Here is a 20,489-nt window from a genome sequence, read left to right on the forward strand (position 1 = left end):
ACTATGGAAACAAATAGACAGAAAAAAATAGGCGGTGTCATCCAAAAAGATTTGGTTGATATTTTGCAAGGTGAAGTGAGAAAAAACGGAATTAATAATTTGGTAATTTCGGTATCCAAAGTGAGTGTTACTTCAGATTTATCTGTGGCGACAGTGTATTTGAGCATTTTTCCACAAGAGAAAGCAAAAGAGACTTTAGAAGGAATAAAATCAAATACAACTTTAATTAAGCATGACTTGTCGCAGCGAGTGCGTTTACAATTGCGCCGAGTGCCTAATTTGGTGTTTTTTATCGACGACTCTTTAGATTATATCGAGAAAATTGACAACGCTTTGTCAAACAGAGAAAACCCAATCGAAAACCGTGATCTTTTAGAAAAAAGAAGAAAATCATAAATTGAATTTCCCACTTTACATAGCCAAACGTTATATTTTTAGCAGAAGTAAAAACAATGCTATTAATGTTATTAATTATATTGCCAGCATGGGAATCATTGTTGGTACAATGGCTTTGTTTGTGGTGCTTTCTGTTTTTAGCGGGTTAAAAGTTTTCAGTCTTTCTTTTACCAATGAGATTGATCCAGATTTGAAAATGACCAGTACTTTAGGAAAATCATTTTTTATATCTCCAGATCAGGAAAAGGAAATTAAAAACATACAAGGAATTGCTTCCTATACCAAAATTATCGAAGAGCGGGTTTTGTTTTTGTTTAAGGACAAACAACAGGTAACCTATTTAAAAGGAGTGGATAGTGTTTATCCGGTTGTAAACGATATCAAAAAAAAACTTTTCAACGGGCAATGGCTGAAACCGGATACTTATCAGGTGGTAATTGGTTACGGAATTGCTCAGGATTTTTCGATGGGAATACTGGATTTCGAAAATCCATTACAGATATTTGCACCAAAACCCGGAAAAGGGGCTATTGATAACCCCGAAGAAGCATTTAACAAAACAGATGTATTGCCGGTAGGAATATATTCTGTCAGCGAAGAATTAGATTCCAAATATGTATTTGCCGATTTGGGCTTAGTACAGGAATTGCTGATGTACAAACCGAATCAAATTTCCGGAATTGAATTGAACCTGAAAGAAAACGCAGACGAAAATGCTGTCAAAGAAAAACTTCAAACAATTTTTAAAAATAAAATTACCTTAAAAAACAGGGCACAGTTAAACGAGTCTTTGTACAAAATGCTCAATACCGAAAATATTGCAGTTTACCTGATTTTTACATTGGTGATTATCGTAGCGCTTTTTAACTTGATTGGTGCTTTGATTATGATGATTCTGGATAAAAAAGGAAACCTGAAAACGCTGTTTAATCTTGGAACACCTATTCATCACTTGAGAAAAATATTTTTGCTTCAGGGAACTTTATTAAGTGTTTTTGGTGGTATAATTGGACTTATTTTGGGGATTGTCTTAGTAGTGCTTCAGCAGCAGTATGAACTCATCATGATAACGCCAACTTTGGCATATCCTGTGGTTTTTACACTTGAGAATGTTCTCATTGTTATGGGAACCATTATTTCTCTTGGGTTTGTGGCTTCCTTAATTGCCAGCAGCCGTGTGAGTAAAAAGTTGTTGGATTAGTATTTCTTCATAAAAAATATTACTTACATTTACCGCCTTAAAATCTACAAGCATATGATTGTTTCTGCCTAATCCTATTTTATTTTTCAAATAATTAGGATACTTACGTTTTTTTTTCTTGAGTTCAGATTATTGGATCTGAGCAATTTTTATAATTTATCCTAATACATCATGACAGAAACAACAATACAGAAAAGTCTGTTTTCTAAAATTTTTACGACTTTAAAACAAGCCTTAAAAGGCGACGAATCTTTTGATTATACTTCCGGAAGCATCAAAAAAGCAGTTATTTTATTAGCCATTCCGATGGTTTTGGAAATGATGATGGAATCCGTTTTCGCTTTAGTCGATTTATATTTTGTCGGACATTTAGAACACAGCAGCTTCGCCATTCAAACAGTAGGTTTAACCGAATCAGTACTTACAATTATTTACTCTTTGGCGATTGGAATGAGTATGGCGGCAACAGCAGTTGTGGCTCGACGAATTGGAGAAAAAGACCCGGTTGCTGCCGCAAAAGCTGGAATGCAGGCCATCATTATTGCTTTTGCAGTCAATAGCGTAATGAGTGTTTTGGGCGTAATTTATGCGAAAGATATTCTATTATTAATGGGAGCTTCTGCAGATGCTGCCGAACACGGTTACCGATTTACACAAATCATGATTGGTTCGAGTTTATGCATCATGCTTTTATTTTTGATCAACGGCATATTTCGTGGTGCCGGAAATGCAGCAATTGCCATGAAAAGTCTTTGGCTGGCTAATATCTGCAATATTATTTTATGTCCAATTTTAATTAATGGTCTTGGGCCAATTCCTGCTTTTGGATTAATCGGAGCAGCTCTGGCAACAACTTTTGGAAGAAGTATCGGCGTATTATATCAGGTATACCATTTGTTTTTTGGAAAAGGTGCTTTAAGAATTATAATGCCATATTTTATCCCGGATTTTCAGCAGATTAAAGCTTTGGTGAAAATTGCAGCTCCGGGAATTTTGCAATTTGTAATAGCATCCTGCAGTTGGATATTTTTGGCACAATTGGTAGCAACGACTGGTGGTGATCATGGATCTGCAGGATATCAGACAGCATTGAGAATTATGATGTTTTTTATTCTTCCTGCCTGGGGATTGAGTAATGCGGCTGCCACTTTGGTTGGACAAAATCTAGGGGCCAAACAAATTGAGCGTGCAGAAAAATCAGTTTTTACAACAGCGAAATACAATGTGATTTTTATGGCAACGATTATGATTATTTCATTGTGTTTTGGCAAATACATTGTTCCTTTTTCACAAACGACGAAATGGTTAGAACAGTCGCTGTTGAAGCCTTGCAGATTATGAGTGCCGGATTTGTTTTCTACGGAATAGGAATGGTTTTAATCAATACGTTCAACGGAGCAGGAGATACCTGGACACCAACAGCAATTAATTTCTTCGGCTTTTGGCTGTTCCAGATTCCACTGGCTTATGTATTGGCAAAGCATTTTGAGATGGGACCAACAGGCGTTTTTATCGCAATTCCGGTTGCTGAAACCGCCATTACGTTAGCTGGAATTGTACTTTACAAACGAGGAAGGTGGAAACGCACTCAGGTATAATTTAAAAAAAAGAGCTTCAATTTTGAAGCTCTTTTATATTTCTAAACAAATTCATACCCTGCATAAACCTGTTCAATTTCTTTCATAACGGTAAACAAATTTTCTGGCTCATCTGTAGTAACCAGTTTTTGTTTGTATTCTTTGAACGAGTGAATTCCTTTGAAATAATTCGTATAATGACGACGCATTTCTACAATTCCCAAACGTTCTCCTTTCCAATCCATAGACCATTGCAGATGATTTCTGGCAGCTTCAACACGATCTGAAACAGTGGGTGCCGGTAAGTGTTGTCCTGTTTTGAAATAGTGTTTGATTTCATTAAAAATCCACGGATAACCAATTGCGGCACGGCCAATCATGATTCCGTCGATGCCGTATTCATTTTTATATTGTAATGCTTTTTCAGGACTGTAGATATCGCCGTTTCCAAAAATAGGCATTGTAATTCGAGGGTTGTTTTTTACACGGGCAATATGCGACCAGTCTGCGTGGCCTTTGTACATTTGTGCACGGGTTCTTGCGTGAATTGTTAAAGCCTGAACACCAATATCCTGCAATCTTTCGGCAACTTCATCAATATTGATGGAGTTGTCATCCCAGCCCAAACGTGTTTTTACCGTTACAGGCAAATCCGTACTTCTGATAACCGCTTTTGTCAATCGAATCATCAAATCGACATCTTTTAAAACTCCGGCTCCGGCACCTTTACAGACTACTTTTTTAACGGGACATCCAAAATTAATATCCACCAAATCAGGTTTTACTGTAGAAACAATTTTAGACGAAAGCGCCATTGCTTCTTCATCTCCACCAAAAATCTGAATTCCAACCGGGCGTTCATAATCAAAAATATCCAGCTTCATGCGGCTTTTGATTGCATCACGAATCAACCCTTCCGAAGAAATAAATTCAGAATACATCATGTCAGCACCATGCGTTTTGCACAATCTGCGAAACGGCGGATCGCTCACATCTTCCATCGGAGCCAGTAATAAAGGAAATTCGGGTAATTCTATATTGCCAATCTTGACCATCTTCACTATTTTTTGCAAAATTACAACTTTTAGTTTAATTCGAAGACAAAACATTAAAAGTGAAGTTGAAAGCGCGAAAGTAAACCTTATAAGTAATATAAGTTCATTTTATCTTTGCGAAAAGTTTTACAGGAACTTCTATTACTTATATGGTGAAAAAAAACATTCTATATGTTATTTCGGTAATCGAAAAAACGAATTGGTTTTCGACTCATCGGATTAAAAACCAAAGGATTTAAAGTTTCTTTTGAGGCAAATTCTATCTTCGGTGTTACACGTAATTTAGCCCTGAAATGATCTTTTATTTCCTGTAAAAATTCGGGAGTTTGATTTCTGGAAGCGATTTTTATTAGAATTTCATCTGTGCCTAAATCATTGGTTGAAATTTCAATAATATGATTTTCGATAGTATCAAAATCGCTTAAAACATCATTCATTGCCGGCGGATAAAGTGTTGTGCCCTTGTATTTGATCATTTGCTTTTTACGTCCCAAAACCGGTCCAACGCGAACTGTATTTCTTCCGCATGCACAAGGTTCATTATGCAATTGTACAATATCACCTGTTTTAAAACGCAGTAATGGCATCGCTTCAATACTCAGAGTTGTAAAAGTTAATTCGCCGGCTTCACCATTTTTTACTGGTTTATTGTTTTCATCCAAAACTTCAATAATAATCAATTCCGGATGATGATGTCCTCCTATTGCATGCTCACATTCTGTAAAAGCAGTGCTCATTTCGGTAGAAGCATAAGTCGAAAACAACTTAATATCCCATTTTTCAGTGATTTTTTTGGATAAGGTATTCATCGAGAAATCCTGATTTCTCAACGATTCTCCAATGCAGATGGCTCCTTTTATACTGGAGTTATCATAATCGATTCCGTGAATTTCCGCATATTCTATTAACTTCAACAGAAAAGAAGGAACGGTAATTACATACGAAGGTTTGTATTTTAAAATAGAATTCCATTGCAATTCAGGAATTCCTGCACCAACACGAATTACTCCGACTTGTAGTTTTCGCAATCCTAAAAAATAGGCCAGACCCGCCATGAATTTACGGTCAATTGTCGTCATCAATTGTACAACATCACCTTCTGCAATTCCGGCGCAGGCAAATGAAATGGCTTCATTATACGCTAGTCTGTCCAAATCAGAATCGGTCAGGCCAAAAGTTACCGGATCTCCTAAAGTTCCTGAAGTAGAAGCATAATCAATAATTTTATGCTGTGGAACACACAAAAAATCATCATTGTATTGCTGTAAATCTTCTTTTGTAGTTACCGGTAAAAGCTGTAAATCTTCCAGCGTTTTTATCTTCGAAATATCAATATTCTGTCCGGCAAAAAGTCTTTTGTAAAAAGGGGAATTATGACTGATATATCCTAAAAATTCGGCTAATTTTTGTTCCTGAAAAATTTTAATTGCTTCTAAAGAATCTTTTTCTATTGCTGGAATAATGGTCATTTTCTTTTGATTTTTTTTAAATATTTTTCAATTCGAGCTTTTTCAGGAGCTGTTGTTATTTCTTTTGTCAGTGCTTTTTCAAAATTATTTTGAGCCAGCTGAAACTGTTTTTTTTGATAAAAATACAATCCTGCTTTGTAATATACAATCCAATAATTCGGGTTTAAGGATTTATAGTTGTCAATAAAATCAGATGTTATTTCTGTTTTATTTTTCAAAAATACATCTATTTTATGGTCTTCGATTCTAAATTTCTGATAGTTTTGAAATGCAGTTGTTTGTAAAAATAAATCTTTCGGAATATTCAGTTTTTCTTCTTCGAATGAAATTGCAAAATTAGTTTTTCGATCTTTAAAAATAGAATCTAAATTGTAGCAGACAAACTCTCCTAATTGATAAGGATTTGACGAAACCCAAACCAATTTTTCTTTTGGTTTAAAAATAATTCCGTGGTGTGCCATCAACTGATTCAATGCTTTTTCGTTTCCATAGCCCAAAGCAATATTTTTTAAACCCTCTTTATTTCTAAGAATTTCGGAAGCGATTTTTGGATTAATTTTTGGTTTTTCAGAAAGAAGTTCCTGCATTCTTTTGAACCGATATTCAGAATGGCTATTAGCGATTTGTAATTGATTGCGGTTGTCATTTTTTAAATTGTCGCTTTGAAAATGATTCGAACAAATTAATTGATTTGTATTGGGAACATCATAAACATCCATTTCCCGGGGCGAAACTTCAATCAAAACGGCTTTGTTGTCATGTGCACTTCCCACCATAATCGATTCGGAAACAAAAACGTTTCTTTTTTTCGCAATGGCAATAGCTTCCTCTATATTTTGGGCATGCTGTAAAATTTCCCGGGTCAAAATAGAAATCGGGGTTTTGGCACTTAACGGGATTTTAGATTTGGAGGCATTAATCGTTACCGTTAAGCCTTCCTTATTCATTCCGGAAACGGCACCAATCATTCCGGGCCAGGTCACCATCATAAAAGGATGACCTTCTTTTGGATTTATAAAGGCCACTATTTTATTTTCCGCGAAAGCGTCATTTACATAAAAATCAAAATTACGCCCCAGGATTAAATTCCCATCTTCAGACTTTTCACCCCATGCAGCAAAAGAGGAGCAGCCTACTAAAGCCAGATCCTGCAGGGCATGACCAATATCGTGAGCAGCATGCAGATATAAACTGCGTTGGTATTGAGGTGCTATATCGTTAAAATTTTGAGAAGTATATTGCGAAAGGCCATAAATTTCGACCTGATATTCCTCAGGTACGTTTTTATATAATTTTCGATTGTACCATTTCAAAAAATTCCGAAGTAGATTTTGCTGTAGTTTTGAAGGAACGATATCTTCAATTCTGGAGAAAAATATTTTTTCCTGCTTTTCCAAAAGAGAATCGGATAAGGCTCCGGTTGTAAGGCCAATTTCAAACGGATCACCTTCAACATACAACTCCCAAAGACCTTGTTTGTTTTTTAAAAACGAATTTTTTCCGGAATTAAAAACAGTATCCGATTGTTTTGTTATAACTGGTTTTGCAATATTGTAATTCGTAACATCAGGCAAATGGTGTTTTGATTTTGAGGTGCCGCAGGAAGCGAAAACCAGCCAAAATCCAATAAGGAAAAGTATTATAATTCTATTCTTCATACCCCTGTTTATTCAGATGCTTTATTGATTTTAGTTACTAAATATTCTTTTCCCACAATTTCTGAACAAGTGACCACGGCACCAATAGTCACGCCTAATACCCCATGCATATTGATGCTTTGCCCTGTTAAATATAAATTGTCCAGTTTGGTTTTTGAGGCGATCAGTGTTTTCATCGGATTGTTGGAATCTTTTACGTAACCGTACATATTGCCTTTGTCACCGCCAATGTAATCGCGGTAAGAAAGCGGTGTTGAGGTATGAACAGAACGAATACAATCTTTGATTCCGGGGAATTTCAATTCAATTTCATTTAAAAATTTAGCCGTTTTTCTCGACTTAAATTCTTCATAACTTTCTCCTCTGTCATTTTCTTCAGCAGTTGTATTAAAAGTATCCATCCAGGGTGCAACATCGTCATATTTCATATAGGTGATACACGTCATTCCTTCGGCCCATTCTTCCTGTTTTTTTGACGCGTTCATAGACGCCATAAAAGCTTTTGGCCATGAATCTTCATCATATTCATGAGCCGTCCAGACTTCGCTGCTTTTTTTAAAATGGTAATGATTATGATTGATGTATTTGAAAGTTTCAGGTTTAAAAACGATATAGAGGCTAAAGGCAGAAATTACGCCTTCCAGACTCTGGATCCGGCTGTAAAACGACTTCCTGAAATTCTCTTCACCGGCTAGTTTCAGTGTGGTTTTTGGTTCTATATTAGAGATAAAATAGGAGCCGGAAAGTTGGGTTCCATCTTTTATTTCTACCGAAGTTACCTTTTTGTTTTCAACATTAAAACGGGTAACTTCTTTGTATTTATAAAACTCTCCTCCGTGCTTTTTTAGCTGTTTAAGCAATTGTTTCGTAATCTGACTTCCGCCATTAATACAGCGCCAGGAACTCTGAATATAGGAGTTGACCGAAAGGGCATGAACGTAAAAAGGCGATTTATCAGCAATTCCGGCATATAAAAAATTAGAACCGCCTAAAATAGCTCTGAGTTTTTCATTTTTTGTGCATCCGTCAATCGTGGTTTTGGCATTTAATTCTAAAATCGAATTATCATATTTTCCCTCCGGTACTAAATTGTAGAGCGGGAAAGAATTACAAATTGTTCTTATTTTTTCACAGTATTCCTGAATATTTGTCTTTTCTTCAGGAAAATAATGCTCTAACTGTTTTACGAAATTATCGTAGCCCTGAGCATGTGGATATTCGTTTTGATCATCTTCAAAAGAAATAATATCAAAACCATTTTCGTCCAGTTTTTTTAAATTCAACTGGTCAATAATGCCCAGGTATTTAAAATATTTATACAGGTTTTGCCCTTCATCCAAACCTCCTATATAATGAATTCCCGTATCAAAAATGGTTTTATCACGAACAAAAGTCTGTAAATTTCCGCCATATTGATTGTTTTTTTCAAGCACGCAAACACTGTATCCTTCTTTAGCGAGAATTATCGACGAAACTAAACCGCCTAAACCACTGCCCACAATCACTACATCATATCGCTCTTTCATCCTTTTTTTTCTTTAATATGATTATGGAATTCTCTTCCAAAACAGAATCAAAACCAAAACTAATCAAAGTATCTCTTAAAGCTGGATTATCAATTAGAATAATGCAGGAAATTGTAGAAACGATTTTTTCAATATCATTATTATAATTTTCACCTGAAATTAATATCGTGTCATATTGATTTTCGAGCGCAATTTCAATTTTTTCCAGATAAGTGATTTTTCTCTTTTTAACGATATAATTGGTTCTGGCAATATCTTGTCTTTCTTCATCAGAATTATAAGAATATATTTTTCTTTGTGATTCCTGCAACGCCAATAAAACATCCAATTGCCCGTAATCATTTGATAAATGCAATAGTTTGGCTTTCGCCGAAATGTGGCTGTTCAAATGATAATAAATATCCAAATGAGTTTTCAGGTTATTTTTTATGCTGTTGATGATTTCAATTTCTTTGTAATCATAACTGTTGATCAGCATTTTTTTCCAGTATTCAGGACCTTCTAATTCCTGACGGACTTTATGGAATTCTTCCTTAAAAAAAGTTCCAATTTGTTTGGTTCTTTCTGTGTAATTTTTTCCAAAAGTATTATTGTCTGGTTTGATTCTTTCTAAAATAGAAACCGTTAAAGTACTGTCATGAATTACAAAATCCCCTTTCGGAATCCCTTCTGATGCACCATGAATTAAAATAGGGACAATATCTAAATTGAATTCTTCAGCAAGATAAAAAGCACCTTTGTGAAAACGATTGACCTGATTGCTTTCTGAACGTGTTCCTTCAGGAAAAACCATTAATGAATAGCCTTCGTTTATTTTTTGGCGCAAATGTTCCACTCCGCCTTCCAAACCTTCTGATACGGGATAAAAACCTGCTTTTCTAACCGTTCCGCCAAAAATAGGAGAATTGTACACCCAGTCATTCACCAGAAAAATGATTTTCGGGCTTAACATTCCCATAGCCAGAATATCCAGAAATGAGGAATGGTTGGCAATTATAATCGCTGGTTTTTCGAAATTTTCATTGCATTTATTGATCACTCTTTTATGAAGATAGGGACTCGAATATAAAACCGATTTCATAAATTTTGAAATCGCATATCGAAATGCTTTCATTTTTGTTTTTTCCTTAATGGGGAGAAGCGGCATAATGGTAAAACTGAAAATCGACATTAAAATCCCGCCCGTTCCGTAATAGAAAAAAGAGACGACTCCATGAAAAAACGTCCGTAATTGAAAAGGAGCATTTCCTTTTTTGGAACGATTTGAAATAAACAATTTAAAAAGAATCGGATAGAAAATAAACGTAATAATCAACGCAGCAAAAACCCCTATCAACGAAACTGATGAAATGGATCTCAAGGCGGGATGCTTTGCAAAAATCATCGCGCCAATTCCTAAAATCGTTGTAATGACTGCCAGAATTATGGAGGTTCTGTAAATTGCAATTTCGTTTTTTCCGGTGGTATATTCTTTTTGAAGTGCACTGGTCATGAAAATACTAAAATCGACACCATGACCAAAAATCAACGTACAGACAATCATACTGAAAATGTTCATCTGAATACCAAAGATTCCCATAATTCCGGCTGTTACAATTCCCGTTAAGGCAATCGGAATACAGCTGACAATTACCAATTCGATTCTTCGGAAGAAGAAAAACAAAATTAATATTACCGCTACAAATGAATAATTAACAAGCGAATTAAAGTCGGTTTTCAAAGTACTGAAAAACGTTTCATTCATTTGCTGGCGATCGATTGCAATCAGATTATTTTTGGCTGCGGCCGATTTTACAAAAGCATCACGTTGTTTTTGTGTCACTTTCACCAAAGTCGAAATTGTGAAAAAACCATCTTTTTGAGTGACAAATTCATGCAATTGCAAAGCCTGTATTTTTAGATAATCAGCAGCTGAAATGGGTTTAAAATTAAAATTTAAATGATCGAAAAATTGTGAGTAAGTGGTGGATTTGAATCCGAATTTTGATCCTTCGGCAATTAGTCTGGCTTGCAAAAGCTGTTTTTTATTGCCGTCCCAGAACGAATTCCATTTAGCAATTTTCTGTAATTGTTCCTTTTGTGAAAGCATTATTCCGCCGACGGAACTAAAATTTAATATCTTATTTTGTTGTTTTTCTTTGGATAAATCCTGAAAAAGCCGGCTGTTGTTTTCCAAAACTTCCTCCATGCTTTTTCCGTACGAAGCCACGTAAATGGTTTTGGATGTTAAACTGGTACTTTCTTCCAGCTCTTTTTCTGCAGCTTTTATTTCCTTGGGAACAAAATTCAGTTGCGATAAATCATTGTTGAAACCGACATCATTATAGGTAAAAAAGCAAACTATAGTGATTAAAACACAAAAGCCAATCAGAAATTTATTGTTATGAAAAGAAAAATGCGCCAATTTATCGATCACATTTTTCTTGTGTTCAAAATTATTTTCTTTCGGTTTATACAAATGCGGAATGATCAAAAGAGAGAAAAATGCCGAAGCCATCACGATAACGGCTGCGAAAATCCCGAGATCATTCAACGCATCCGATTTTACAAAAAGCAGGCATAAAAAAGCAACGGCTGTCGTCGAACTGCTCATAATTACCGGCATTGTAATATCCTTATACAATGTTTTTACGTCGCTGTTGTGTTTGTAATGCGTGAGAATGTGTAAAGAATAATCAATGGTAATTCCCAATAAAACAGAGCCGATTCCGAGCGAAATGGCTGAGATTTGTTCCTTTACAAAATATAAAAATGCAACGGCAAACAAAGCACCAAAAACCGTTGGGATAAAAATGATAATTGGAATTAATATTTTTCTGTAGAATAAAATCAAAATCAGCATCAGCGTAATCATCGCAATTGTTGTGGTCAGGATTATATCACTTTTAATCTGATTAGCGTTGGCGACCGCAATCAGGGCGGAACCAAAATAACTGATAGAAGCTTTGGTCTTATATTTTTGGTTAAGATTTCCCTGAATTGATTTAAGCTTAGCCGCAAAAATGGTATTTTTTTCTGTTTCGCTTGAAGGAAGATTTGAAGTGATAAAAAGCAATAATTTCTTTTTATCTTTTGTCATTACAAAACCGTTGTCCAATATAAAATCATCACCAACATTAAGCTGCTGTAATTTTTTTAAGGCGATAAAGGAAATTCCCAAAGGATCTTGCAGAATAAAATCTTTAGTTACAAACCCGGATGGAGAAACAATCGATTTGTAATTTCCCTGAACCGTTGCGGCAATACTGTCTTTTTGAAGTTTATCCTGAATCGCATCATAATCTTTATTTTCCAGGAAAAGAGGAAGATTCTGGTAGACGAAATCAATAGTTTCCTGAATATTTTCTTCGTCAATTTTGCCCTGAATTCCGGTAACGTACGGTTTGCAGGATTGAGCAACGCTATCGGTAAAAGCGGAGGCCATTTCTTTTAAATCTTCGTCTGTTGCGTTTTTTCCGACTTTAAAAATAACCGTAATTTTATCAGCAAAATTGAGTTGTTTCAGCACTTTTGCCGTCACATCCGCTTTGTCGTTGGTTGGAATCAATTTGGTAATGTCTTCTTCAAATTTGATTCGTGAAGCAAAAAATCCAAATATAAAAAGCAACAGTACAGCCAATACAACCGATAAAGATTTTCGTCGGTTTACAAATTGATGTATGGCGTAGAAATACTGATGCATTTTTAAAATTTTAGATTTTTCAGGCAGGATTTTTTGCCAAAGTTATTCAATTATGTTTTTTACTAAAAACTGTTAAAAGGAAATAACTTAAGAGACCAAAAGTCAGCGCTGAAACGGATGCTAAAGTAAGACTTCCAACGATATATTGCGTTGCATTTTTCTGAATATCATCAAGTGTAATAGAACTGTCCAAAAGTAAGGGTACATCAGTTGACACAAAATAGCTTCCCATTTTTAAGGAACCATAAATTAGAAAAGGAATAAAAGGGGGAAAACTCACATTGGAGGCCAGATAAGCAATGACTTTATTGAGCCTGAATAAAGCGGCGAAAGTAAAAAGCAACACGGTTTGAAAGCCCCAAAAAGGAGAAATTCCAATAAAAACACCTAATGCAATGGCAGCGGATTTCTTGAAATTAGAATCTTTACTTTCTAAAATATCCTCAAGAAAGAATTTTTTAAAACCTTTTTTTTTTGCTCTCCTGAAAAAATCCCGGGGTTTGATATATAAAATAGCATTCAAAACTAAAACAGTATTCAGAATGCTGATTCGGGTAAAATCCTTAAAAGGGCGAAAGTGCGAAACCCGCTCTTCAGGATCATATAAAATCTTTATCGGAATGTTTTTTACAACAATTCCTTTCCATGCCGAACGTACAATGACTTCAATTTCAAACTCAAATTTATTGGTAAAAAATTGTTTCGGAATCAATTGTAACGGATACAATCTAAAACCAGATTGTGTGTCTTCAAGACTGATTCCGGTTTCAAACTTAAACCAAAAGTTGGAAAATTTATTCCCGAAACTGCTTTTCTTTGGCACATTTTCCTGTGTCATGTTTCGGCTTCCTATCAGTAAGGAATTGGGTTCTTTTTGAATCTCGGCAATAAAATTCGGAATGTCAGAAGCAAAATGCTGACCATCAGAATCGATTGTAATGGCATATTCGAACTTCATTTCAATTGCTTTTCGAAATCCATTTCTGAGCGCTCTTCCTTTTCCGATATTTTTAGGATGATGAATTTGGGTAAGGTGTGAATATTGTTGTAGAATTTCCAACGTTCCATCAGTAGCACCGTCATTAACAATAATAATATTTTCGGTAAAATCTAAAACAGAATCCAGTACTCTTTTTAATGTTTTCTGATTATTGTAGGTGGGTACAATAACACAAAAAGAAGTTGAATCAATTAGTTCCTGCTGGGATAAAATAGGTTTCATCTAGATTTTATGTAGGCTTACTTTACAAACTGTCTCTCTTTTTCAGAGAAACTTTTCGATTGCAAAACAAATGCTTTTAGATATTCTTTTAAAGCAGTATTTTGCTTACTGTAATTTTCTGTCAGGAATTTTTTATCTTCCTTAATATTTTTTTTATATCCTGTAATTCCGGGAACATCTTCCTGAATACTTAACCGTATCATTCTGATTTCAATGTTATTAGGGTCACTTTTTATAATTGATTCCAGCAATTTTGCACCTTCTTTGAAACGACTTATTTTTTCACCTATTTTTTTCTCAAATTTAGAATCCAGCAAAACAGAAGCTGCTTTGTACGCAACTAAAATTTTATCATCGTTGTTTGAAACAGCAGAAAGTTTCTCTGTAAATTCCTTAGCATTTGCTTCTGATTTCGCAACATCAGCATACATTTTTCGGATTGAAGCCAAATCTGGAGTTCCGGCAAAATTTATCCATAGAAGTAATGATATCAGTAATTTCATAATTATAATTTTTTATACACATTGCTCAATTTAAGTGCAACGGTATCGTTAAAATAAGTGGTGTTTTTCACCTTTACCAAATCATCATCTGTGGTTGTTATTTCAAGTTCCAAACGCAATTCCGGATTAACTTCCGGATTGATCAATGCCATGAATTTTACATTTGTCAATGTCTGGATCATCAATGAACTTTTGGTTACAGATTCTGTAAGTTCCTTGATAATCTGAATCATGCAGACTCCCGGCATAATTGGGTTTCCCGGAAAATGACCTTTAAAAATCTCATGACCGGCATTAACTAATATACGAAAATTATATTTAGCGTCTCCAGTTTTTTCTTCTGAAAGTACGCTGTAAAAGTCTTTTAAAACCATAATTGTATTATTTTATTTCGCATCAAAAGAATAAGAAACACCTATTTGAAAATTGACATTCGTATTATAATCTCCAAAAAAGTAATCATTGTTATAATTATTAGTATAGTAATCGCTGTCTAAAACATCCAAAAAGCCTTTTTTAAATCGAAACTCAAATGCCAAACCTGATGGCATTCGGTAGGCAAGGCCCGTAACAAAAGAGACGTCACGGCTGGTTTTTCTCAAAGCTAAATTGTCATGTACAATAAAATCGAGGGCAGGTCCGAATTGTATTTGAAAACCCTGTCCAAAAGTAAATTTGTTGATAAGGGAAAGCGATAGATAATCGAGTTGTAAATCCTGATACTCCATTTTTTCTACTTGTGTATCAGGGTTGGTAAAATTACGGGCAACATTATTAGATCCTTGTCGTGTAAAATTTATCTCAGGCTGCAGTGCGTAGTGTTTCGTTAAATTAAGTTCTCCAAAACCGCCAATGTAAAAATCCGTTCTGTAATCAGCATGCATTTCTGAAATTGTCGAAAGGCTCAAACCCACTCTTAAACCAGGCTTAAAATTTACCTGGGCTTGTGTAGCTGCAATAGCAAAAAAACTAATCAGTACAAACGCTAATTTATTTCTATCCATTATTTTACATTAAAAGTATAACTGATACCAATCTGGAAAACCTGATTTAAAATAAGATCATCATAGTAATAATCGTTGTCATCATACTCAACTCCGTCATAACCATAAATATCTATTAATCCTTGTTTGATTCTGGCTTCAAAAGTCAAACCATTTGGCAGACTGTAACCAACGCCTCCAACAATTGCAAGGTCAAAATTTTCAGGATTGGTGTTGATGTAATTATCACCAATTTTAAAATCTAAAGAGGGACCGCCTAAAATGTGAAAACCTTTACCGCCAAAGTTAAATTTTGCCACTGCAACAAGTGTTAAATAGTTTAATTCATAATTTACATAACGATAATTATTGCTGTTTTCCTGATACTCCCTTCCTTCATCGCCTTGTCTTGAATACGTTATCTCAGGCTGTAAAGAAAAATATTTATTAAATTTAATATTTACTAATCCACCAACATAAAAATCAGTTTTAGTATTATTATCCTCAATATTGGTTAATGTTGATAAATTTAAACCACCTCTAAGTCCAGGACTAACCGTTACCTGAGCTTGTGATTGTACAATACCAATAAATAAAACAAATGCAATTAAAGTTATTTTTTTCATTTTGATACGTTTTAAGTTTACGATTAGTTGAAGTTTTTATTCTGATTTAAAATAATTAAGCTCTATTTTCAGTTTGATATTTTGATGAATAATCTGAATTTTCTCAGCAAAAATATTGTTTTCTGAATTGAAAAATAGTGTAAATTTTTCTTTTGTTTTGGAAGAATGAACGATCTTTTCCAATTTTTGATCTTTTTTGGATAGAAAAATATAATTATCCCGTTTCCCATCTTCGGACTTATAGATATCATGGGATTTATTTTCAAATTGTTCCTGAATCAGATATTGCTTTTTCAGGAGCAGTCTAAAATCCTCTTTTAAAGTATTGATTAGAATTTTTCGATCTAATTCTGATACAATAGAGTTGACTTTGAAATCCGTTTCTGAAATTTCAAAATCCATTAATTTATTCCCGAATTCCGTTGTAAAAACAATCCGGTGTGTTGTCTCGTTTATTTTTTTGGCGATGAAAATTCCGGACAATTCATTACCATAAACAGAGATGTTTGTTTTATAAACATAATCTGTTTTTGAGTCTGAAAAATACGGAACCTCATAAGACGTTTTGTCTAATTTTTTGGGCGTGTAATTTTTCGTGACTGAGCCACAGGAAACCAATAAAAGAGCTAAAAAGCAACTAATTAGTAAAAACGGAGTCGTCGATTTTTGCATTGATTACTTTGTTTTTAAGTACAATTCGGGTATAATCTTCAGATGACTCTAACAACTTCACCTGAACAACCGTAGCTTCTTCTTTATCAAAAGTCAGTTCGATTTGTTTGATGTATTTTTTCAATGCTGCATCTTTCGGAATAAATTTCGCCAGATTCTGCCCCTTCAATTTAAAATACGAAATCGTAAATTCCTTATCATCAAACATATTCCCGCTTACGCTTCCCACAATTAATTTATTGATACGGCCAAAAATTTTGCTGTTGCCAATATCAACAGCACTTTTCTTTCCTTCATCATTAATCAGGATTTTTCCGTTTTTAAAAACAATAGTATAATTATATGGTTTTTTATATTGCCATTGCAGCAAAGCCGGTTCTTTAAAAACCATTTTCCCGGAAGTTTCAATATCTTTCGATAAAAAATCCATGTGCTTGTATTGTACAAAATCAGTACTTAAAGTTTTGATTTTTTTGGCTACTACATTAACCTCTTGTTTGAAAGCAGTAATTTCTGCAGTCGTCATTTTTTGCTCCTGAGCAAATACGCCAGTTATTGAAATGGTTACATATAAAAAGAGAATATATAATTTAGTCTTCATAAGCTTTAAGTTTCAAAAGTTCCTCCACAGAAACTACTTTATAATTGTTGTGTTTCAGGAATTGCAAAAACTGTTCCAATACCAAAACCGAGTGTGATCCCGTGTCATGCAAAAGTACTATTCCACCGGGCGAAACCCGTTTTATTATGCGATTCAAAATTAAATTTTGATTTTTTGTTCCTCCATCCATTGAGCGAATATTCCATCCAATTACGTTATGCCCGGTTAGTTGCAAAGCCCTGCGGACGGAAGGCGTGGTTACTCCATACGGCGGACGAAAAAAGTTTATTTTTTTTAAAGTGAATTTTTCAAGAAGTTTATCTGTCTTTTGAATTTCTTTAGTGATTTTTTTGGCAGTGTAAAAATCAAAAAACTTGGAATGATTATAAGAATGATTGCCTAACAAATGTCCTTCAAAAATAATTTTTTCGATAATTTCGGGATGGGCTTCAACATTTTTTCCAATACAGAAAAACGTCGCTTTTGCATTGTATTTTTTCAGAAGCCATAAAACTTCCAAAGTAAAAACTGTTGGTCCGTCATCAAAAGTAAGGGCAATTTTTTTTTCAGTTTCCGATGGATTATGACAAAATGCTTTTACATGATAATTGGAAGAAATTCGGGCTGATCCAAACGCATTTATTCCAAGCCAGATTAAAATTAGGCCAAAAAACCATAACCAGTTAATTGCTGTATAAAGATTCAGAAGAACCAGTAAAAGCAATAAAAAGATAAAAAATATAGAGATGTTTTTATGCGTTATCATTTGGATAGCAACGTAAAACTATGATTTTTTCCATTTACCTGATTGTACAATAAAATGGTGTTGTAAGCAGGTTTTGTAACTGAATTTACTTTGATAATTTTCGGAATATCCTGAGTTTTGATTATTTTAGAAGCCATCCATAAGCCAAAAGCCGAAGCCGTATCATACTCGCCGCTTAAATGTTTGTAATACAATTGAGGTGTTTCCGCGAAAGCGTTTTCTGCAATATCCTTATAATAAAGATCAGATTTTACATTCCCATTCAAGCCTAAAACCACGGCATCAACATCTGAAATCTGTAAATTATTTGCCTTCAAAAAAGTAATTATTGCAGCTTCAATTTCATTTTCTTCCAGCATATTAATGATTTCAATATCTAAAATCTGAGCGTAAGTTGTCCCTGTTTTTTTATTTTCCAAAACAAAAAAACTAGCACCTTCGCCGTAAATTGCTCCATTTGAAGTTGAATTTAAAATATCAAAAGGGTCATTATTTTTTTCTTTGATTCTTCCGGCTAATTTAAAAAGCGACAGGGTGTAATCGCCGGTTTCGTCAACACCGCCAACCAAAATCGAATTCGTTTCGTTTTCTTCAATCTGCATTTTAGCATCCAAAATTGCCGACTCAAAAGAAACTGCGCCATTTACATACGTAAAATTATATCCTTTGCATTGCAATGTCAAAGCAATTTGAGCACCAACAGTATTGTGTGTGGATTGGATAAAGGAAGTTGGTGTTAAAAATTCTTCGTTATTGTCGAGAATGTTTTTCAGGAATTTTTCAGAATCTTCAATACATCCCAAACCAGTTCCTGTGATAATAGCGTCCACATTCTCGATGTTCGCATCTTTCATGGCCAAAGCAGAAGCTACGATTCCGTTTTTAACACCTTTTGCCATTCGTCTCGCAGCAACAGGAGAAATAAAATCTTTATAAACCGGAGCCACAACTGCCAATACATTCTCAGGAGTATTTACAACGGCCTCCTCTAAAAAAACAGTATCAAATGTTTTTTGAGCAGATATACAACCTATTCCATTTATATATGCTTTCATTCGCTTTTTGAAAATATGAGAGTAGAACAATTTCCTCCAAACCCAAAAGAGTTAGACAAAACGTGTTCGATAGTTTTATTTTTTAAGGAAGTCTGAGGTTTTAGATCAAATTCTTCCATTTGAGTTTCAAAATTCAAATTAGGATACACTACATTATGCTGAATCGCCAAAACGCTGTAAACTGCTTCAATAGCTGCTGCAGCTGCTAAAGTGTGTCCGGTAAAAGGTTTGGTTGAACTAAAATCAGGAACTTTTTCATTACCATAAATACGGTTTATAGCTCTTCCTTCAGACAAATCATTGTTAGGTGTTGCAGTTCCGTGAACGTTGATGTAGTCAATTTGAGAAGGTTGTAATCCTGAAATCTCAAAAGCTTTTTTCATGGCCAAATAAGCACCATCACCATTTTCTGAAGAAGCTGTCTGATGAAAAGCATCATTGGCATTTCCGTAACCGGAAACTCGTGCCAATACTTTTTTGTTGAATTTCAGAACCATTTCATCCGATTCTAAAACCAAATAAGCAGCGGCCTCTCCCAAGTTTAAACCTTTACGATTATTGTCAAAAGGTTTGTTATAATCGTCAGATAAAATCATTAAGGTCTTGAATCCGTTGATGGTGAATTTTGCTAAAGCATCAGTTCCGCCAACAATAACGCGATCTAATTTTCCACTTTTGATCAATCGGGCACCAAGCATAATTGAGTTCGCAGCCGATGAACAGGCGGTGCTGATTGTAGTCACCAGTCCTTTTAAACGCAGTTCTCCTGCAATTTTTTCAGCAACATCACCACCGTCATGACAGGAAATGTACTTTACAAGTTCCGCATTTTCGAAATACTCATAATAATATTTTTCAGTCATGTCCATTCCGCCCACACTTGTGGCAGAAATTAGTCCGGTTCTAAATTCGTTAATAGAGGTGATTCCTGCATTTTCAACAGCCTGTTTGGCAGCCAAAGTGCCAATCATCGCCGTTCTCGAAAAATTATTGTTTTCAGAAAGCTGTAATTCGGCAACCAGTTCTTCATTGGTTTTTTTGATTTCACCAACTTTAATCACATCAGCATGAACGGTCTGAATATTTTGGATTCTGGAAATGCCAATTTTATTTTCGATCAACGAAATATAATTTTCTTCGACTGAATTTCCAATCGAAGAGATAATTCCCATTCCGGTTATTGCGACACTTTTCATTTTAGACTTCTTAGATTATTAGATATTAGACTCCTTAGATTTTTTTGGCAAGTACATTTAGACAGTTTTTGTCTAAGTTGTCTAAAATTCTAAGTTATTCTAAACAGTCTTACTTAGTTCTGTTAGCGCTAATATAAGCCGCCATCGTTTCGATCGACTGGAAAATGGTTTTTCCTTCTTTCGGATCTATTAATTTAATTCCGTAATCTTTATCTAAAATCACGATTAATTCCAATGCATCAATGGAGTCTAAACCTAAACCGTCTCCAAACAAAGGATCGTTATCAGCAATGTCTTCGAT

18 protein-coding genes and 1 pseudogene are annotated in these 20,489 nt (G+C 34.6%); 3 read left to right on the forward strand and 16 right to left on the reverse strand.

Annotated elements, in window-relative coordinates; translation table 11 throughout:
- The first annotated feature begins 3 nt into the window (after positions 1-3).
- The 3 genes and pseudogenes from rbfA (at position 4) to ABI657_RS10790 (ending at position 3,195) form a co-directional block, all read left to right on the forward strand.
- Positions 4-396: a 30S ribosome-binding factor RbfA gene (rbfA, locus tag ABI657_RS10780; RefSeq protein ID WP_007808467.1), complete on the forward strand. Its 393-nt coding sequence runs from the start codon at positions 4-6 to the stop codon at positions 394-396.
- 1 nt (position 397) lies between these two features.
- Positions 398-1,597, forward strand: coding sequence for an FtsX-like permease family protein (locus tag ABI657_RS10785; RefSeq protein WP_348097266.1), 1,200 nt, complete (start codon positions 398-400; stop codon positions 1,595-1,597).
- A 324-nt stretch (positions 1,598-1,921) separates the two neighbouring features.
- Positions 1,922-3,195, forward strand: a pseudogene (locus ABI657_RS10790) (MATE family efflux transporter).
- 41 nt (positions 3,196-3,236) lie between these two features.
- Here ABI657_RS10790 and dusB read toward each other — a convergent pair.
- The 16 genes from dusB to ABI657_RS10870 all read right to left on the reverse strand — a co-directional run.
- Positions 3,237-4,229, reverse strand: a complete 993-nt coding sequence (gene dusB, locus ABI657_RS10795; protein WP_348097267.1) for a tRNA dihydrouridine synthase DusB — start codon at positions 4,227-4,229, stop codon at positions 3,237-3,239.
- Positions 4,230-4,396: 167 nt separating this feature from the next.
- Positions 4,397-5,692: an AMP-binding protein gene (locus tag ABI657_RS10800; protein WP_348097283.1), complete on the reverse strand. Its 1,296-nt coding sequence runs from the start codon at positions 5,690-5,692 to the stop codon at positions 4,397-4,399.
- 2 nt (positions 5,693-5,694) lie between these two features.
- Entirely contained in the window at positions 5,695-7,356 is a 1,662-nt protein-coding gene (locus ABI657_RS10805) for a C45 family peptidase (protein WP_348097268.1), read from the reverse strand.
- Between the two features lie 8 nt (positions 7,357-7,364).
- A complete protein-coding gene (locus tag ABI657_RS10810) occupies positions 7,365-8,882 on the reverse strand; it encodes an NAD(P)/FAD-dependent oxidoreductase (RefSeq protein WP_348097269.1) in 1,518 nt (505 codons plus the stop codon).
- Complete coding sequence (locus ABI657_RS10815; protein ID WP_348097270.1) at positions 8,866-12,564, reverse strand: 1-acyl-sn-glycerol-3-phosphate acyltransferase; 3,699 nt, start codon at positions 12,562-12,564, stop codon at positions 8,866-8,868. The genes ABI657_RS10810 and ABI657_RS10815 overlap by 17 nt, the downstream gene beginning before the upstream one ends.
- Before the next feature lie 46 nt (positions 12,565-12,610).
- The gene (locus ABI657_RS10820) at positions 12,611-13,786 is read right to left on the reverse strand and encodes a DUF2062 domain-containing protein (protein ID WP_348097271.1); all 1,176 of its coding nucleotides are present in this window, start codon (positions 13,784-13,786) and stop codon (positions 12,611-12,613) included.
- Positions 13,787-13,803: 17 nt separating this feature from the next.
- On the reverse strand, positions 13,804-14,289 hold the full coding sequence (locus ABI657_RS10825) for a hypothetical protein (RefSeq protein WP_348097272.1): 486 nt from the start codon (positions 14,287-14,289) through the stop codon (positions 13,804-13,806).
- 2 nt (positions 14,290-14,291) lie between these two features.
- On the reverse strand, positions 14,292-14,663 hold the full coding sequence (locus tag ABI657_RS10830; RefSeq protein WP_348097273.1) for a 3-hydroxyacyl-ACP dehydratase: 372 nt from the start codon (positions 14,661-14,663) through the stop codon (positions 14,292-14,294).
- A gap of 12 nt (positions 14,664-14,675) precedes the next feature.
- Positions 14,676-15,293: an outer membrane beta-barrel protein gene (locus tag ABI657_RS10835; protein WP_348097274.1), complete on the reverse strand. Its 618-nt coding sequence runs from the start codon at positions 15,291-15,293 to the stop codon at positions 14,676-14,678.
- Positions 15,293-15,898 carry a porin family protein gene (locus ABI657_RS10840; protein ID WP_348097275.1) on the reverse strand — a complete coding sequence of 202 codons (606 nt, stop codon included), beginning with the start codon at positions 15,896-15,898 and terminating at the stop codon, positions 15,293-15,295. Before ABI657_RS10840 ends, ABI657_RS10835 begins: the two co-directional genes overlap by 1 nt.
- A gap of 36 nt (positions 15,899-15,934) precedes the next feature.
- A complete protein-coding gene (locus tag ABI657_RS10845; RefSeq protein ID WP_348097276.1) occupies positions 15,935-16,570 on the reverse strand; it encodes a hypothetical protein in 636 nt (211 codons plus the stop codon).
- A complete protein-coding gene (locus tag ABI657_RS10850) occupies positions 16,536-17,171 on the reverse strand; it encodes an outer membrane lipoprotein carrier protein LolA (protein WP_348097277.1) in 636 nt (211 codons plus the stop codon). Before ABI657_RS10850 ends, ABI657_RS10845 begins: the two co-directional genes overlap by 35 nt.
- On the reverse strand, positions 17,161-17,937 hold the full coding sequence (locus ABI657_RS10855) for a polysaccharide deacetylase family protein (protein WP_348097278.1): 777 nt from the start codon (positions 17,935-17,937) through the stop codon (positions 17,161-17,163). Before ABI657_RS10855 ends, ABI657_RS10850 begins: the two co-directional genes overlap by 11 nt.
- Positions 17,934-18,992 carry a beta-ketoacyl synthase N-terminal-like domain-containing protein gene (locus ABI657_RS10860; RefSeq protein ID WP_348097279.1) on the reverse strand — a complete coding sequence of 353 codons (1,059 nt, stop codon included), beginning with the start codon at positions 18,990-18,992 and terminating at the stop codon, positions 17,934-17,936. The genes ABI657_RS10855 and ABI657_RS10860 overlap by 4 nt, the downstream gene beginning before the upstream one ends.
- Entirely contained in the window at positions 18,989-20,188 is a 1,200-nt protein-coding gene (locus ABI657_RS10865) for a beta-ketoacyl-[acyl-carrier-protein] synthase family protein (protein ID WP_348097280.1), read from the reverse strand. Before ABI657_RS10865 ends, ABI657_RS10860 begins: the two co-directional genes overlap by 4 nt.
- A 109-nt stretch (positions 20,189-20,297) precedes the next feature.
- A partial coding sequence (locus ABI657_RS10870; RefSeq protein ID WP_348097281.1) for a phosphopantetheine-binding protein occupies positions 20,298-20,489 on the reverse strand: 192 nt, incomplete at its 5' end.

Source organism: Flavobacterium sp. (genome assembly GCF_039930565.1).
GTDB lineage: Bacteria > Bacteroidota > Bacteroidia > Flavobacteriales > Flavobacteriaceae > Flavobacterium.

What these genes read in the sequence shown, in the direction of transcription:
- rbfA (WP_007808467.1), top strand. Translation starts at nt 4, where the DNA reads ATGGAAACAAATAGACAGAAAAAAATAGGCGGTGTCATCCAAAAAGAT.
- dusB (WP_348097267.1), bottom strand. Translation starts at nt 4,229, where the DNA reads ATGGTCAAGATTGGCAATATAGAATTACCCGAATTTCCTTTATTACTG.
- ABI657_RS10805 (WP_348097268.1), bottom strand. Translation starts at nt 7,356, where the DNA reads ATGAAGAATAGAATTATAATACTTTTCCTTATTGGATTTTGGCTGGTT.
- ABI657_RS10810 (WP_348097269.1), bottom strand. Translation starts at nt 8,882, where the DNA reads ATGAAAGAGCGATATGATGTAGTGATTGTGGGCAGTGGTTTAGGCGGT.
- ABI657_RS10815 (WP_348097270.1), bottom strand. Translation starts at nt 12,564, where the DNA reads ATGCATCAGTATTTCTACGCCATACATCAATTTGTAAACCGACGAAAA.
- ABI657_RS10820 (WP_348097271.1), bottom strand. Translation starts at nt 13,786, where the DNA reads ATGAAACCTATTTTATCCCAGCAGGAACTAATTGATTCAACTTCTTTT.
- ABI657_RS10825 (WP_348097272.1), bottom strand. Translation starts at nt 14,289, where the DNA reads ATGAAATTACTGATATCATTACTTCTATGGATAAATTTTGCCGGAACT.
- ABI657_RS10830 (WP_348097273.1), bottom strand. Translation starts at nt 14,663, where the DNA reads ATGGTTTTAAAAGACTTTTACAGCGTACTTTCAGAAGAAAAAACTGGA.
- ABI657_RS10835 (WP_348097274.1), bottom strand. Translation starts at nt 15,293, where the DNA reads ATGGATAGAAATAAATTAGCGTTTGTACTGATTAGTTTTTTTGCTATT.
- ABI657_RS10840 (WP_348097275.1), bottom strand. Translation starts at nt 15,898, where the DNA reads ATGAAAAAAATAACTTTAATTGCATTTGTTTTATTTATTGGTATTGTA.
- ABI657_RS10845 (WP_348097276.1), bottom strand. Translation starts at nt 16,570, where the DNA reads ATGCAAAAATCGACGACTCCGTTTTTACTAATTAGTTGCTTTTTAGCT.
- ABI657_RS10850 (WP_348097277.1), bottom strand. Translation starts at nt 17,171, where the DNA reads ATGAAGACTAAATTATATATTCTCTTTTTATATGTAACCATTTCAATA.
- ABI657_RS10855 (WP_348097278.1), bottom strand. Translation starts at nt 17,937, where the DNA reads ATGATAACGCATAAAAACATCTCTATATTTTTTATCTTTTTATTGCTT.
- ABI657_RS10860 (WP_348097279.1), bottom strand. Translation starts at nt 18,992, where the DNA reads ATGAAAGCATATATAAATGGAATAGGTTGTATATCTGCTCAAAAAACA.
- ABI657_RS10865 (WP_348097280.1), bottom strand. Translation starts at nt 20,188, where the DNA reads ATGAAAAGTGTCGCAATAACCGGAATGGGAATTATCTCTTCGATTGGA.